The 14,916-nt window shown below is 71.6% G+C and carries 13 protein-coding genes and 1 pseudogene; 9 read left to right on the top strand and 5 right to left on the bottom strand.

Going from position 1 to position 14,916, the window contains the following annotated elements; translation table 11 throughout:
* Positions 1–7 precede the first annotated feature (7 nt).
* From ACFFIA_RS26015 to ACFFIA_RS25990, 6 genes are all read left to right on the top strand, one after another.
* A complete protein-coding gene (locus ACFFIA_RS26015) occupies positions 8–1,303 on the top strand; it encodes an outer membrane protein assembly factor BamB family protein (protein WP_377254937.1) in 1,296 nt (431 codons plus the stop codon).
* 40 nt (positions 1,304–1,343) lie between these two features.
* Entirely contained in the window at positions 1,344–2,609 is a 1,266-nt protein-coding gene (locus ACFFIA_RS26010; RefSeq protein WP_377254934.1) for a PQQ-binding-like beta-propeller repeat protein, read from the top strand.
* 2 nt (positions 2,610–2,611) lie between these two features.
* Positions 2,612–3,952 (top strand): outer membrane protein assembly factor BamB family protein, encoded by a 1,341-nt coding sequence (locus ACFFIA_RS26005; RefSeq protein WP_377254931.1) that lies wholly within the window; start codon positions 2,612–2,614, stop codon positions 3,950–3,952.
* Positions 3,953–4,037: 85 nt separating this feature from the next.
* On the top strand, positions 4,038–4,697 hold the full coding sequence (locus tag ACFFIA_RS26000; RefSeq protein WP_377254928.1) for a response regulator transcription factor: 660 nt from the start codon (positions 4,038–4,040) through the stop codon (positions 4,695–4,697).
* Positions 4,694–5,899: a sensor histidine kinase gene (locus ACFFIA_RS25995; RefSeq protein WP_377254925.1), complete on the top strand. Its 1,206-nt coding sequence runs from the start codon at positions 4,694–4,696 to the stop codon at positions 5,897–5,899. The genes ACFFIA_RS26000 and ACFFIA_RS25995 overlap by 4 nt, the downstream gene beginning before the upstream one ends.
* Positions 5,900–5,954: 55 nt before the next feature.
* On the top strand, positions 5,955–6,350 hold the full coding sequence (locus ACFFIA_RS25990) for a VOC family protein (RefSeq protein WP_377254922.1): 396 nt from the start codon (positions 5,955–5,957) through the stop codon (positions 6,348–6,350).
* A gap of 93 nt (positions 6,351–6,443) precedes the next feature.
* On the opposite strand, the gene ACFFIA_RS25985 is transcribed toward ACFFIA_RS25990, so the two are convergent.
* The 3 genes from ACFFIA_RS25985 to ACFFIA_RS25975 form a co-directional block, all read right to left on the bottom strand.
* Entirely contained in the window at positions 6,444–6,860 is a 417-nt protein-coding gene (locus ACFFIA_RS25985; protein ID WP_377254919.1) for an NUDIX domain-containing protein, read from the bottom strand.
* A 183-nt stretch (positions 6,861–7,043) separates the two neighbouring features.
* A complete protein-coding gene (locus ACFFIA_RS25980) occupies positions 7,044–8,381 on the bottom strand; it encodes an amidohydrolase family protein (RefSeq protein ID WP_377254916.1) in 1,338 nt (445 codons plus the stop codon).
* 25 nt (positions 8,382–8,406) lie between these two features.
* Positions 8,407–9,135, bottom strand: coding sequence for an Atu4866 domain-containing protein (locus ACFFIA_RS25975; RefSeq protein ID WP_377254913.1), 729 nt, complete (start codon positions 9,133–9,135; stop codon positions 8,407–8,409).
* Positions 9,136–9,265: 130 nt separating this feature from the next.
* Between ACFFIA_RS25975 and ACFFIA_RS25970 the strand changes: the two genes are divergently transcribed.
* Entirely contained in the window at positions 9,266–10,093 is an 828-nt protein-coding gene (locus ACFFIA_RS25970; RefSeq protein ID WP_377254910.1) for a helix-turn-helix domain-containing protein, read from the top strand.
* Positions 10,094–10,115: 22 nt separating this feature from the next.
* Here the strand turns inward: ACFFIA_RS25970 and ACFFIA_RS25965 are convergent, their stop codons facing one another.
* Together ACFFIA_RS25965 and ACFFIA_RS25960 are read right to left on the bottom strand one after the other, a co-directional pair.
* Positions 10,116–10,634, bottom strand: coding sequence for a nuclear transport factor 2 family protein (locus tag ACFFIA_RS25965; RefSeq protein WP_377254907.1), 519 nt, complete (start codon positions 10,632–10,634; stop codon positions 10,116–10,118).
* 14 nt (positions 10,635–10,648) lie between these two features.
* Positions 10,649–11,107 carry an Atu4866 domain-containing protein gene (locus ACFFIA_RS25960; RefSeq protein WP_377254904.1) on the bottom strand — a complete coding sequence of 153 codons (459 nt, stop codon included), beginning with the start codon at positions 11,105–11,107 and terminating at the stop codon, positions 10,649–10,651.
* Positions 11,108–11,997: 890 nt separating this feature from the next.
* Between ACFFIA_RS25960 and ACFFIA_RS25955 the strand changes: the two genes are divergently transcribed.
* Both ACFFIA_RS25955 and ACFFIA_RS25950 read left to right on the top strand, forming a co-directional pair.
* Positions 11,998–14,526 carry an ATP-binding protein gene (locus ACFFIA_RS25955; protein WP_377254901.1) on the top strand — a complete coding sequence of 843 codons (2,529 nt, stop codon included), beginning with the start codon at positions 11,998–12,000 and terminating at the stop codon, positions 14,524–14,526.
* A 111-nt stretch (positions 14,527–14,637) separates the two neighbouring features.
* Positions 14,638–14,901: pseudogene (locus ACFFIA_RS25950) on the top strand (VOC family protein); the annotation flags it as partial.
* Positions 14,902–14,916 lie beyond the last annotated feature (15 nt).

Raw genomic sequence — 14,916 nt, 5'->3', positions numbered from 1 at the left:
TGTCCGCATGGTGATCGATCTGGGGCTGGAGCGGGAGCCGCCGGTCCAGCGGTTGCGCGACTGGGGTCGCCGGCCCAAGCGGTGGCGCCCGCTCGCGCTCGCCCTGGTCGCGGCGCTGCTCCTGGCCGTCACCGGGTCCGGCCCCGCGCCCGCACCGCGGCTCGCTCTCAACGCGAGCCTCCCGCTCGACCGCCACACCGACTTCGTGGTGCTGGGCGACCGGCTGTACGTGTCGACGGCCGACCCCGAGCCGGACCGGTCGCCGGCGGAGCACCGCTGGCGGCTCTCCGCGTACGAGCTGCCCGGTGGACGTCCACTATGGACAGCACCGTACGCCTCCAGCGTCGAGCAGTTCGTCGACGTGCAGCACGCCGACGGCATGGTGCTGGTCACCGGCCTGGTCAGCGGCGACGGCATCGCCACGCCCACAACCGCCGTCGAAGCCGCGACCGGCCGACCACTGTGGACACTGCCGGCGCGTGTGGCCGTGGCGGACGACCGGCGCACCGGGCTGGTCAGCGGCTGGACGCGACCGGGCGAGCCACCGGGCCCCGCGGTCCGCGCGGTAGACCTGGCCACCGGGCGGGACCTGTGGAAGGCCGACTTCTCCCAGGCGGCGACCGTCCGGCCCGTACCCAATGGTCTGGCTCTTGTCGTGATCGGCGGTGACGCCGGCGGTCGCGCGGAGGTGCGCGACGTCCGGACCGGCGCGGTGCGGGCGTCGCGGGATGTGCCCACGCCGGCGAGCGGCCCGGCCATCGCCGTGTCGGTGGGCGACTCGCTGCTGCTGGGCTACCAGGACGGTGGTGGCGCGCGGGGGATCGCCGCGTACGCCGCCGAGACGCTGGAGCTGCGCTGGCGCCGCACGATCACCGAAGACGACGTACGCCGCTTCGGCCCCTGCGGCTCGCTGGTCTGCACGCCCGGCATCGGCGGCGTCCAGGCGATCGACGCGGTGACCGGCGAGCTGGTGTGGCAGACCAGGGGCGTCGAGCTGGTCGTCGACGTCGGCGGGATCCTGGTGGCGGACGGGCTCGTGGCCATCGACCCGGAGAGCGGGCGGACGCTCTTCGGGCTGGAGACGTTGCAGACAGGGCTGAGTCCGCGCCCGGAGCACGGCTTGGTATCGGTCGGCCGCGCGGTCGGCGAGGAGCGCAGCTGGCTCTCCATCGCCCGGCCGCACACGGCCGCGCCCCGCCCGCTGGGCGCCGTTCCCGTCCGGGTAACCGACTGCGCCGCCGGTGAGCGGAGCGTCGTGTGCCGCGTGCCGACCGATAGACTGAGCATCTGGACATACCGCTGATCAGGCGGAACTTTCGCGGGGCGCCGGGGATCGGCTTCGTATGGTGATCGACCTGGGGGAGTTGCGCGACGAGCCGGAGCTGCCCGCCCGGCCGTTGTCGCCGTGGCACCGGCGGGCGCTCGGTGGGGCGGTCGCGATGGTCGCGCTGCTGGCGTCGGGCGGCGCCGCGGCCCCGGCGCAGCCGCCGCTGGTCGCCCAGACCATCCAGGCGACCGCCGCCGACGAGATCGTGGTGGAGAGCGACGCGCTCTACCTCATGCGCCCGCACCGCGGAGTGGTCCGCGCGGGCCTGCGCTCCGTCACACGCTATCGCCTTCCGGAGGCGGTGCGGGAGTGGGAAGCCGAGCTCTACACGCCCGGCCCCGTGCACGCGATATCCATTGTGGACGGCATCCTGCTGGCAATCGCGGACGGGCCGGCGGTGCAGACCATCGCGGTGCGGACCGACACCGGGCAGGAGGTGTGGCGCCGGGCCGGCTGGTGGCAGCGGACCGCCGGCGGCCACGCACTGCTCTTCGACCATTCGCGCCCCGAGCGGCTGCAACTCTTCAGCGTCGCCCTGGAGACCGGAGACGTGCGCTGGTCGATGATGTTCGCGCCGGACGAGCCGGTGTATCTCGACCGAGGCCGGTTCGTCCACTGGAGGCACACCGGTCACGCCTTCGTCTACGACGAGGACACCGGCGAGTTGCGCGCGTCCGCCCAGGTGCCGGCCCCCGACCCGGAGCAGATGGGGCTGGTGGCGGGCGGGCTCCTGCTGGTGCCCGGTCGGGCGGCCGGCGGGCCGGTGCTCACCGCGTACGGCCTGGACCGCCTCGACCGCCGCTGGACCGTCGAGCTCGACCTGACCGTGGAGTACATCAACGACGGGTGCGGCGACGCCCTCTGCGTCGGCCGCGGCGACGGGGTGGACGGTACGCGGCTCATCGACATCGCGACCGGCCGCACGCGGTGGTCCGCGCCCGGCTGGGGCTACGTCTACCAGGTCGGCCCGCATCTGCTCGCGTACGGCCGGACCGAGCGGGACAGCAGCCCGCGGCTCGCCTTTCTCGACCCGGCCGACGGTCGCGTGATCGCCGACTTCGGCGAGTGGACCGGCTCGCTCGCCGGAGACGACGGGCGCATGCTGGCCGTCCGGGAAAACGGCCCGCGCGCCATCGTCGCCCGCATCGACCCGCTCGCCCTCGAACTGCGCGTGCTCGGTGTGGTCGACGGCGTATTCCAGTGCCAGCCCGGCCCGCTGGCGGTGGTCTGTCGCAAGGCCGGCGGATCTATCGGAGTCTGGTCACCGCGGCGCAGACTGTAACGGTGACGGTCACCGGCGTCATCGACCTCGGCGAGATGCGGCACGGTCCCGAGGCGGTCGTGCCGGAGCCGGTGCGCACGTCGTTCCGGTGGCGGTTCACCTGGGCGCTGGCCGGGCTGGCCGCGCTGGTCGTGACGCTTGGGCCGGCGATGCCCGAGCCGGTGGGACTGACCGAGAGCACCATCCCGGCCCGGCTGGGCGACACCGCCTTCGCGGTGGGCGATCGGTTCTACGTGGTCACCTCCGACCGCACGGAGCTGGCCGGGCCGCGCACCATCACGGCGTACGGGCTGCCCGACGCCACTCGCCTGTGGGAGGCGCCGCTGCCGCTGGTCGGGGCGCTGCGCGGGGTCGGCGCCACCGCCGGGCAGATGCTCATCAGCACGCAGCCGGAGCTGCTGGAGCAGGTTGAGAGCCTGTCGATCAAAGAGGACACCGGCCAGATCATGTGGCGGCGCCGGGCGCTCTTCGAGGGCGTGACGCCGGTCCGTGGCCACGTGCTGCTCTGGACCTCGCCGGACGGCACGCCCACCGCCAGCACCGGCCGGGAGGTGCTGGAGGCGGTCGACCCGGTGACCGGCGCGGTCCGCTGGTCCTACCGCGTGCCCACCGGGGCCTGGCTCTCCTACCGGTACGTGAGCCAGGCGCCGACCCACGTCGTCACGCTGCTCCCCTCCGGGCGGGTCGAGGTGCGCGACGCGGAAGACGGTCAGGTGCTCACCGCCGCCGACCTCCTGCCGGCCCGGCCGCCCGAGGTGCCGGCGAGCTACGTCCAGTTCGCCGGCGACCTGCTGCTGGTGCGGGGCGGGCCGACGGTCACCGCGTACGGGCTGGAGCGCCTCGACCGCCGGTGGACCGCCACCATCGACCTGGCGACCGAGTACGTCGCGCCGACCTGCGGCGAGACGCTCTGCGTGGTCTCGCACATCGGCGGCGTACGCGTGGTCGACCCGGCCACCGGGCGTGTGCTGTGGTCCGATCCGGCGCGTACGTTCGTCCGGCGGGCCGGCGACCTCCTGGTGGCGGAGGTCCGCGGGCGGGATGGCCTCACCGACCTCAGCGTGCTCGACCCGCGCACCGGCCAGCAGCTCAACGAGCTGGGCCAGTGGGCTCTGATCGCCCCGCCGGGCGACGGCGATCTGCTCGCGATGCGCACCGACCTGGCCACCTCGCGCGCGTGGCTGGCCCGTATCGACCCGGCCACCGGAGCCGTGCACTTTTTCGGCGTGGTCCGCAGCGTCGCCGGCGACTGCGAGGTGCGGGCGGGCGCGGTCCTCTGCCGCCGCCTCAACGCCACCATCGGCGTGTGGCGACCCGTCCCCGAGTCGGCGCGGAAGAGCTGACCTCGCAGGTTACGTTGGCCTCACGTCAGCTTCACGTGCCTCGGGGCAGGCTGGCGCCGGGCAGATGAACGGGAGGTGGGCCGCCGTGCGGGTCCTGGTGGTCGAGGACGAGCGCAACCTGGCCGACGCGATCGTGCGCGGGCTGCGCCGGCAGGGCATGGCGGTGGATGTGGCGTACGACGGCTCCACCGGCCACGAGATGGCGTTCGTGACCCGGTACGACGTGGTGGTGCTCGACCGCGACCTGCCCGGCGTGCACGGCGACCAGATCTGCGCCGACCTGGTCGCCTCCGGCGCCCTGACGCGAGTGCTGATGCTGACCGCCAGCGGCACGGTCGCCGATCGGGTCGAGGGGCTCCAGCTCGGCGCCGACGACTACCTGCCCAAGCCGTTCGCCTTCGACGAGCTGGTGGCCCGCGTGCAGGCGCTCGGCCGGCGGGCCACGCCCCCGGCGCCGCCGGTGCTCTCCGTCGCCGACCTGGTGCTCGACCCGGCCAAGCGGGTCGCGACCCGCGGTGGGTCGCCGCTCGACCTGACCCGCAAGGAGTTCGGGGTACTGGAGGAGCTGCTCAAGGCGCGCGGCGGCGTGGTCTCCAGCGAGGAGCTGCTGGAGCGGGTCTGGGACGCCAACACCGACCCGTTCACCACGACGGTACGGGTGACCGTGATGACGCTGCGGAAGAAGATCGGCGACCCGCCCCTGATCGAGACGGTGGTCGGCGCCGGCTACCGGGTGACTCAGTGACCGTGTACTCGGGGCGGCCCGGGCGCCACCGGCTCCGCCCCACGCTCCGCCTGCGCCTCACGCTGCTCAACGGCGTACTGCTGGTGGGCGCCGGCGCGATCCTCGTACTGCTCGCCTGGCTGCTGGTCGGCGACGCGCTGCACCCCGCCGACCAGCTCCGCATCGGCACCACCGTCGAGCTGGCCAACGGCACGCGGCTGGACGCCCGCGACTGGCAGGACCAGGTGGTCGAGGCCGCCTCGCGGGAGCTGCTCGCCAAGGGCCTGGTCGCGTTGCTCGCGATCAGCGTGGTCGGGGTCGCCGGGGCGTACGCGGTGGCCGGTCGCGCGCTCCGCCCGCTGCACCAGGTCACCTCCACCGCCCAGCGGCTCGGCGAGGAGACGCTCGACCAGCGCATCCGGTACTCCGGGGCGGACGACGAGGTGGCCGAGCTGGCCGCCACGTTCGACGCGATGCTCGACCGTCTGGGGGAGGCGTTCGAGACGCAGAAGCGGTTCGTGGCCAACGCCTCGCACGAGCTGCGTACCCCGCTGGCCGTCATGCGTACCGAGATCGACGTGACGATGGCCGACGACGAGGCGGACGTCGCGGAGTATCGGCGGATGGCGATTGTCGTGCGGGACGCCTCGGAACGCGCCAACGGCCTCGTCGACGCGCTGCTCGTGCTGGCCCGCAGCGAGGCCCAGTCCGGCCGGCGGCTGGCCCGCAAGGTCCCCACCGATCTCGCGACCGCGGCCACGACAGCCCTTTCGGCCGTACGCGGGGAAGCCGACCGCCTCAAGCTGACCGTGACCACGTCGCTCGAGCCGGCGCCGGTCGTCGGCGACCCCAGCCTGCTCGACCGCCTCGCCGGCAACCTCATCGAGAACGCGATTCGCTACAACCACCTGCACGGCAAGGTCTGGGCGCGCACCGGCTCCGACGCCGCGGCCGCGTGGCTGGTGGTGGGCAACACCGGCTTCGAGGTCGACCAGGCGGACGTGCCGGGGCTGTTCGAGCCGTTCCGGCGGGGCGGGCGGGAGCGCACCGGCGCCCGCGGCTCGGGGCTGGGCCTCTCGATCGTGCGGGCGGTCTGCGACGCCCACGGCGGCACGGTCACCGCGGCCGCCCAGCCCGGCGGCGGGCTCGAGGTCACCGTCACGCTGCCGGCGGCCGACACCACGCCGGTGGTGGCCGCCACGGCCGCCGTACCCACGCACTGATCACCGATTCCGGTGCCGGCCGGATATTGCCTTGATCGACGTGAGAGGTTGGGGCATGGCATCGAGAGTGCGGTGGATCGACTTCGACTGTGCCGACCCGGACAAGGTCGCCAATTTCTGGAGTGAGGCGCTGGGGCTGCGCCGCGACCCGGACGACAAGCCCGACGACGACGAGTGCGCGGTGCTGACCGGCACGGATCCGATCGAGGGCGGTCTGCTCTTCCAGCGCGTACCGGAGGGCAAGGTGGGGAAGAACCGTGTACACCTGGACCTCCAGCCGACCGACCGCACGCGCGACGAGGAGATCGAGCGGCTGAAAGGGCTCGGCGCGACCGAGTATGAGGATCACCGCAAGCTCGATGGCACGGGCTGGATGACGATGGCCGACCCGGAGGGCAACCTCTTCTGCGTCGAGCGCAGTGCCGCGGAGCGGGGTAGGCGGTCGTCCTAAACGTCCTTTGTTGATCAGTGTCCGCGCGGCAGGCCGACTGCGGACGTCCTCTCATGGCCGATGAGCGTGCACCCCCTGGCTTCCGGAGCAACGTCACGTGGCGAGCACGGCGGTGAGCATCGAGAGATAGGACTCGTGGGCGAGACGCAGGCTGTCAAGGTCGGACGTCTCGAACCACGCCACAGCGTCGTGCTCGTCCGGCGCGGCGTTGACGGGTATCCCGGTCCACCTGTCGACCAACCAGATCTGCATGTAGAACGTCGCGGTCCGGATCTCATGCATCGGCGGGCTGGGCGGCTCCGACGCCGTGATTCCCAACTCCTCCCGAAGCTCGCGGACAAGGCTCTCCTTCGGATCCTCCCCCTCTTCAACATGACCGCCCGGCAGGTCCCACACGTCGGGATACCAACGGCGTTTGGCGCTTCGATGACACAGCAACACCCGATCGCCGTCCCGAAGTATGGCCGTAACAATCCGGACCGGACTGGAGTCGTCAGCGGAGATCGTCATCGGCACATTCTGACCCATGCGGGTGCGTCAGTCGGAACGGCGACGCAGCTCAGCGGGGGATACGCAGCTCGACTGCACGACGGCAGGCGTGACGCTGCCCGCGAGAGGGCTGCGCCACGCTGTCCTGATCGCGTCGGCCAAGGCCATGCCTGCCGAGGGCACGAATCCGACGTACTGCCGAGATCAATCCTTGGCGACGGCCTTGCGGATCGCGTCGCGGGATTCGGTCACCTGCCGGCGCAGCTCGTCCATGTCCACGCCGACGAGCTGCCCGTTCCTCTTGCGCACCTGGCCGGCCACCACGACGGTCTCGATGTTGCGGGCGTCGGCCCCGAGCACCAGCGTGCCGACCGCGTCGTTGAGCGGCATCGTGTTGATGTCGTCAGCGGCGACGACCAGCAGGTCCGCCTGCTTGCCGGGGGTGAGGGAACCGGTGACGTCACCGAGTCCATTGGTCCGGGCGCCCTGCGCCGTGGCGAAGTCCAGCACGTCGCGTGAGGTGATCCGGTACGGCGTGGTGTCCGTGCCGTACGCGGCGTTCACCGCACGCATCCGCTGGATCGCGTGCAGGGTACGCATCTGCGTGAACATGTCGCTGGCCAGCGCCACCTCCACGTCGATGCCGAGTCCAGGGCGGATACCGACGGCCAGCGCCTCATCGATCGCGGGTACCGCCGTCTCCAGGCCAATCTGCGCCTCGGAGGTCGGCGCCAGCGACACGGTGACCCCGGCGTCGCCCATCGCCCGCCACGCCTGCGGGGTGAGGCCCGTGGCGTGGATCAGGGTCAGGTCCGGGCCGAGCAGCCCGTCGGCGGCCCAGCGCAGGATCGCCGCCGACGACGGCATACCGAACACCGCGTCCACGCTGACGCCGAGGTCGAGATCGCGGGCGACGGCCGCCAGCTCCGGCCCGTAGGCCAGGGCCGGGCCGGCGATCTCGTCGGTGGCCAACGCCGCCAGGCGCAGGGTCACCAGGCCGCCGTTCGCCCCCTGGTACGCCCCGCACAACCGCGCCAGGTCGCCGGGCCACTGGCGGTCCCACTCACCGAAGTGCGGCCCCATCGACGCGTGCACGCCCCGGATGCCGGTGTCGATCAGCGCCCGGATCGCCGCGTCAGAATGCGCCGCCGAGCGGGAGTTGTGCGAGAAGTCGAGCATCGTGGTGATGCCGGCGTCGAGGGCGGTGAGCGCGGCGAGCCGGGTGCCGACGTACATGTCGTGCGAGGTGTACGCGGGTGCGATCCCGGCCAGCGTCGACATCACGTACTCGCCGAGGTCGTTGACGTCCGGGATGCTGCGGCGCAGCTGCGCCTGCCAGGCGTGCCGATGCGTGTCGACGAATCCGGGGCTGACGATCCGGCCGGTCGTGTCGATCACGGCTGCGCCCGCCGCCTCCGGATGCGACCGCAGATCCGGGCCAACCGCGACGATCCGGTCCTCACGGACCAGCACGTCACCCCGATCCAGGTCACCGATGGCCGGGTCCATGGTGACGACCGTGCCGCCGCTGAACAGCATCATCGGAGGCTCCTCTCGCTGTCTGTGGTCACCGGCGCCGCAGGACGTAACCGGCGTGGTGAAGCACCCCGTCGACAAACCGGCCGTACGCCCAGAAACCCAGGTCGTCGCGGTAGACGATCCGGTCGCCGTCGATCCAGAACGCCCCCTGGTACGCGTGCGGCCGACCGCCCCGCGTCTCGTCGTACCGGCCGTCGGCGGTGAGTTCCTGGTGCAGGAAACCGGTCTCGTCGATCCACATGCCCAGATAAGGGCTCTCGACCGACCTCGGTCCCGGCTGGGGCTCGATCGGAGCGGGCGTGAGTCGGCGGCCGTTGACCAGCGCGATCTCGCCGTCGACGACAATCGCGGCGGCCTGCGCCGGACGCCAGACGATCATCTCCAGCACGGACCTGCCGGATGTCGGGCCGGCGACCAGGGCGAAGGTGGCCGGGTTTCCGGGAGTGAGCGCGCCGACCCGGTCGGCCGGACGAACACGCAGGCCGGCGACGGCGACACCGTCGACTACCGCGGGCACGATGGCCAGACCGGTGCAGTCGACCACGATCGCGCCGTCGTCCTCGGCTGCGGTGTGCAGGCCGGTGCCGACCGCGACGATCTCGTTCGTGCCGATCAACAGGTCGGCGGCGGGGAAGTCACCGATCACCGGGTCGAGCGTGTGGATGGCGGCGTTGACGAACATCAGTGGCCGGTGCCGGTCGCCGGTGTTCCCGGCGATCTCCGCCAGTACCGCCTCGTCGAGCATCGGGCTGCTCATGGCGTACCTCCCTGGGGTTGGGGTCTGTGTCTCCCACCGTCACCGGCGGCGGAGTCGGCAGCCAGGCCGGACCGAACCAGGGTGTGACGCACCCTGCCTGGCCGGAGCCCGCACGGTTACCGTTGGTGGCATGCCGACGACCGCGCTCGGGGCGTTCCTCACCGCCCGACGCGCCCGGTTGACCCCGGGCGACGTCGGCCTCGTCTCCAGTGGCACCCGGCGCGTCGCCGGGCTGCGGCGCGAAGAGGTCGCGGTGCTGGCCGGGGTAAGCATTGACTACTACACCCGGCTGGAGCAGGGCCGGGAGCGCAACCCGTCGGCGTCGGTGCTGGCCGCCGTGGCCCGGGCGCTCGACCTCGGGCCGGACGCCCACGACCACCTCTTCCGGCTGGCCGGAGTCTCGCCCGGCGCCGCGCCGACCCCCGGCCGGCCCCGGGTCGGGCAGAGCCTGCGGGAACTGCTCGACGCCTGGCCGGACACCCCGGCCGTAGTCATCGACCGGCGGCTCAACCTGCTGGCCGGCAACGCGCTGGCCGACGCGTTCTACGCGGACTTCACCGAAGCGGACAACCTCGTCCGGATGACCTTCCTCGACCCGGCCGGTACGACGTTCTTCGCCGACTGGCGTCGCGCCGCCGAGGCGTGCGTGGCGAACCTGCGCCTGGCCCTCGGCCATGACCCGCACGACCGGCGGGCGCGGGAACTGGTCGAGGAGATGGGCGCCGCGAGCGCGGAGTTCCGCCGGCTGTGGGGGCGGCACGACGTGCAGGGCAAGACGCACGAGGCGAAGACGTTCCGGCACGGCGCGGTGGGCGAACTGACGCTGGCATACCACGCGTTCGACGTACGGGACGCGCCCGGCCAGCAGTTGATCGTGTACCGGGCGGAGCCGCACAGCCGCAGCGCCGAGGCACTGCGGCTGCTGGGCACCCTGGCCGTCAGTCGCTGGCTCCGCTGACCCCCAGGCTCGTACCGCCGACTCAGGTCAGCTCGACGCGCTCGATGAGTTCCCGCACCGCGATCATGTCCAGGAAGGCGTGGCAACGCACGACCTTGCCGCCTCGCATCTGCCAGATCCAGCAGTACTCGTTGTGGTAGTCGACGCCGTCGGTGGCCGTCGCGTCACCGTCGAACCGGATGATCACGGTTTCACCGTCGGTCCACATATCCTTGATCGTCATCCTGAGGATCGTCGCCAGCCGGTCCAGGATCGGTGCCGACCCCTCCGCCAGAAACTCGGCCTTGGAGGTGTAGGTGCGACCGTTGACGATCGTCCATCGGACGTCGTCGTGGAGGATCTCGTAGATGTCGCCACCCGCATTCTGCCGCGCGAAGGCACGCAACACCGCCGCCCGGTTGCGGCCCTCCTCGCCCGGCTTCCCAGGGCCGCGCCCGCCGGCCCGTTCGGCAGGGGCCGCCGAGGCCGCGCCAGCCCCGGCCAGGGCCGTCAGCCCACCGGCGACTCCTGCGGTCAGGAGCACCCGCCGGCTGTGCTGCATGGCACTCTCCTTCATCATCGTTCCTCCCTGGCTTGCCGATGCGCGTCGCTGCCCTCGCGGTAGAAGACGTATCCCGCGTGGTGCAGCACGTCCTCGTCGAAGGTGCCGTCCGCGCTGAATCCGGTGTCGTCGACGTACTCGATCCGGGTCCCGAGGATTTGGTAGGAACCCGTGTAGGCGCTCTCCCGCTCGCCACGGGCCTCGTCGTACCGGCCGTTCGCCAGCAGCATCTGCCGGATGTGGCCGTCGGCCGTCACCCACATCCCGACGTACGGGTGCGGCGACACGTCACCGGCCCCCGTCGGTGGCGTCGCAGACTGTGTGGCAGTCGCCGACGGCGTGGACGTCGGACCCCAGTGCGGCGCCGCGTCGTCGGAAGCGGCACCACCGCTGCCTGCCTCGGCGGAACAACCCGCGAGCAACAGCACGCCGCACGCCGCGCCGAACAGAGCCCCTGGTCTCGAATTCGCCATGTCGACCACGGTAGGTATCCCGTCCGCCGACAGCCTGGTCCCAGTACTCCCAGGAAGAGGCCACCCTGCGTGCTCATCGCACGCCCTGGCGTCACGACGATCGCCCACAGCCCGGCGCGCGCGACCGGCGCCCGCCAGGTCTCCCCGGCGTCCTTGCTGACCAGGGTAAGCAGCGCGGCCTTCGGCAACCGCCACACCGCGTTGCGCACGATGACCCGCAGGATGCCTGTCGGTCCGATCGCGACAACAGGAGCTGGCGACAGGCGCCAGCCCTTGTTGCTGACGGTCAGCTCAGCTTGGCTTGGCGGTACGGGCTTGGTCGGCTTCGTTGACGCGGACGGCGAGTGCGGCAAGTTGCTCGGCGACGTACTCGCTGTCGTGCTCGTGTAGTCGACGTAGAAGCGGCGCGGGTCGTCAGGTGTCGCGTACCGACCCGGCCTGGTGGAACGGCACGCCGCCGGCCGCCAGTTTGCACCGCCACGACCAGCTGCCGTCCGCGACAGCTCGACTCAATCATCTCGCCGCGCTGATCGCGCCCTGTGGTTACTGATCCGACTCGGCGATGTCGCTCGCTCTCGGAAGTGAACCCGGGGTACGGGCGGGTTGGCCAGCGCTTCAGGAGACCGGGAGGTCGACCCGCCGTCCCGTTGCGTCCGGAGCGTCGTCAACGGTGACCATGGCGAACATCCCGGTCGGCATACCGCCGAGAGTCGCCGCCCGCGAAGCGGCGGCCAGTAAAGAGCGACCGGCGTCCTAGACATCGGTCTGACCCACCTGGTGGCCCGGCGGTTGGGCACAGCCGCCCAAGGCGTCAACTCGACGCGTGTCGCTACTGTCAACCTGTCGCCGCGTCTGGAGCGTCGGTCGTCGGGAGGCGCGAGGAGGTCGGCATGGACGGCGTGCGCCAGGGAGCAGGCGAGGCACGCGAACTGGTCATCGGGCTCAGGTCTGACGCCGGAGTTGACCCGGCCCTCGCGACAAGCCCTGAGCAGTACGTGATGCTGTTGCGGCGGGTCCGCGACCAGTCTGGACTTAGCTACCGGGCGATCGCGCGGCGAGCACGCGTACACGGGAGCGTCCTGCCGGCCAGCACGCTGGCCACGATGCTGAGCCGTGCCACGCTACCGCGACGTGAACTGGTGACCGCGCTGCTTACCGCCTGCGAGGTGCCGATCGACCGCCAGGCGGCCTGGCTGACTCAGTGGCATCGACTCGCCGGCGGACAGACCATCCCACCGCAGACCTTCACCCACGACCCGGGCCTGATCGCTAGTGCGGCTGCCTGGCCGGTAGCCGACGTCGCACCGGCGCGTGCGGTGTCGGTGCCCCGCCAGTTGCCGGCCCGGCCGGTACTGTTCGCTGGGCGGGACACCGAGTTCAGACACCTCACCGACCTGTTGGACTCGAGCGGCACGGTGGTGATCTCGGCGATCACCGGTACCGGTGGAGTGGGCAAGACCTGGCTGGCGTTGCGGTGGGCCCACGAAAACCTCGACCGGTTTCCGGACGGGCAACTGCACATCGGCCTGCGCGGGTTCGACCCGTCTGCTCGGCCGATGCGGCCGACGGAGGCGGTGCAGACGTTCCTCCAGGCGCTCGGCGTGTCACCCGCGGCGATCCCGGTCGGTCTGGACGCGCAGGTTGGCCTGTACCGCAGCCTGGTGGCCGGCAAGCGCATGCTGATCGTGCTGGACAACGCCCGCGACGCCGAACAAGTCCGCCCGCTGCTGCCCGGATCGGCCGAGTGCATGGTCATCATCACCAGCCGCCACCAGCTGACCAGCCTCGTCGCCACGGACGGCGCGCACCCCTTGACGCTGGACCTTCTCAGCCCCACTGACGCCCACCGGCTACTGGCGCGGCGCTTGGGCGAGGACCGCGTTACGGCCGAGCCCGCGGCCGCCGCCGACATCATCTCCCGATGCGCCCGGCTCCCCCTCGCCCTCGCCCTGGTCGCGGCCCGCGCCGCCATCCATCCCCGCCGGCGCCTCGCCGCTCTCGCCGACGAGCTGCGCGACGGCTACCACCGGCTCGACGCCCTCGCCGGCGACAGGGCCACCGACATGCGGGCCGTGCTCTCCTGGTCCTACCAGGCCCTCACCACGGACGCGGCCAGGCTGTTCCGGCTGCTCGGCCTGCACCCCGGCCCGGACATCAGCGTGCCGGCCGCCGCGAGTCTCGCCGGCGTGCCCGTCCGCCAGGCCCGGGAACTGCTGGCCGAGCTGACCTGCGCCCACCTCACCGCCGAACACCTGCCCAGCCGCTACACCCTCCATGACCTGCTGCGCGCGTACGCCACGGAGCAGACACACGCCCACGACAGCCACGAGCAGCGCCGCGCCGCCATCGCTCGCACGCTGGACCACTACGTGCACACCGCCAACACTGCCAGCCTCCTGCTCGGCCCACACCGGGATCCGATCACGCTCGCTCCGCCCACCCCCGGCGTCACGCCGGAGCCGCTCACCGACCACGACGAGGCGCTGGACTGGTTTACCCGGGAACATCCGGCAACGGTGGCGGCGATCCATACCGCTGGCGACGCCGGCTTCGAGACCCACACCTGGCAACTGGCCGACGCTCTCGGCCGGTTCTTCAACCGCCGCGGACACTGGCACGACTGGCACAGCAGCGCCCAAGCAGCGCTCTACGCGACGCAGCGCGTACACGACCACCGTGGGCAGGCCAGCGCGCACTGCTCGCTCGCCGAGCTCTACGCCTGGATCGGCCGCCACGACGACACCAACATCCACCTTGATCACGCCCGCCAGCTCTACGACCAGATGGCCGACACGGCCGGCCTGGCCTACATCCACCTCTGCCGCGGCTGGATCCACGAGCCTCAACACCGCTACCGGGAGGCACTCCACGACGCCCAACAGGCGCTGCACCTCTACACGGCCGCTGGACACCTACTCGGGCAGGCCAACGCCCTCAACAACATCGGCTGGTACCACGCCCAACTCGGCAACTACCAACAGGCGATCGCCTACTGCGAACAGGCCCTCACCAAGCAGCAACAACTTGGTAACCGCAGCTGGGAGGCCCGCACCTGGGACAGCCTCGGCTACGCCCACCACCACCTCAGCCAGTACCAACAGGCCACCACCTGCTACCAGCACGCGCTCAGGCTGTTCCGCGACCTCGGCAACCGCTACTACGAAGCCAAAGTCCTCAACCGCCTCGGCGACACCCAGCACGCCACAGGTAAACCTCACGCCGCGCACGACACCTGGCAACTCGCCTGGGGCATCCTCCATCAACTCGACCACCCCGACGCACCCACCATCCGTACCAAACTCACCCGCCACCACGAGCCTGAGCGCTTCACTCGTGATGAACAACCTCGAACAGGGGCGAACACTTGGTCCATTGCCGGCACCCCCTTTCACCGAAGTTGGCCAGACCCTGGCCGCTGAGGGTGAAGCTCGCGGCCTGGACGGCGGCGACGGTTGGCGGCAGCGGCGCCAGATCAGGGTCTGTGCGAGCGGTGCCGTCCGGTGGGCGGGGGTTGGTAGTGGTGGCGGCGCCAACGGCAGTGTGCACAGCACCGCCCAGCGCAGAAACGACTCCAGCGGCGCGGACAGATACACCGCCGCCGACACGCCGGCCAGCGCGGCGATGAACGAGCCGAGCAGGGGAAGAACCGCGTACACCTGGACCTCCAGCCGACCGACCGCACGCGCGACGAGGAGATCGAGCGGCTGAAAGGGTTCGGCGCGACCGAGTATGAGGATCACCGCAAGCCCGATGGCACGGGCTGGATGACGATGGCCGACCTCCGTCTCGGATGATCCTGGTCAGCGCGC

This window comes from Phytohabitans kaempferiae, assembly GCF_042433955.1.
Lineage (GTDB): Bacteria > Actinomycetota > Actinomycetes > Mycobacteriales > Micromonosporaceae > Phytohabitans > Phytohabitans kaempferiae.
This window is presented reverse-complemented; position numbering and strand designations above follow the sequence as displayed.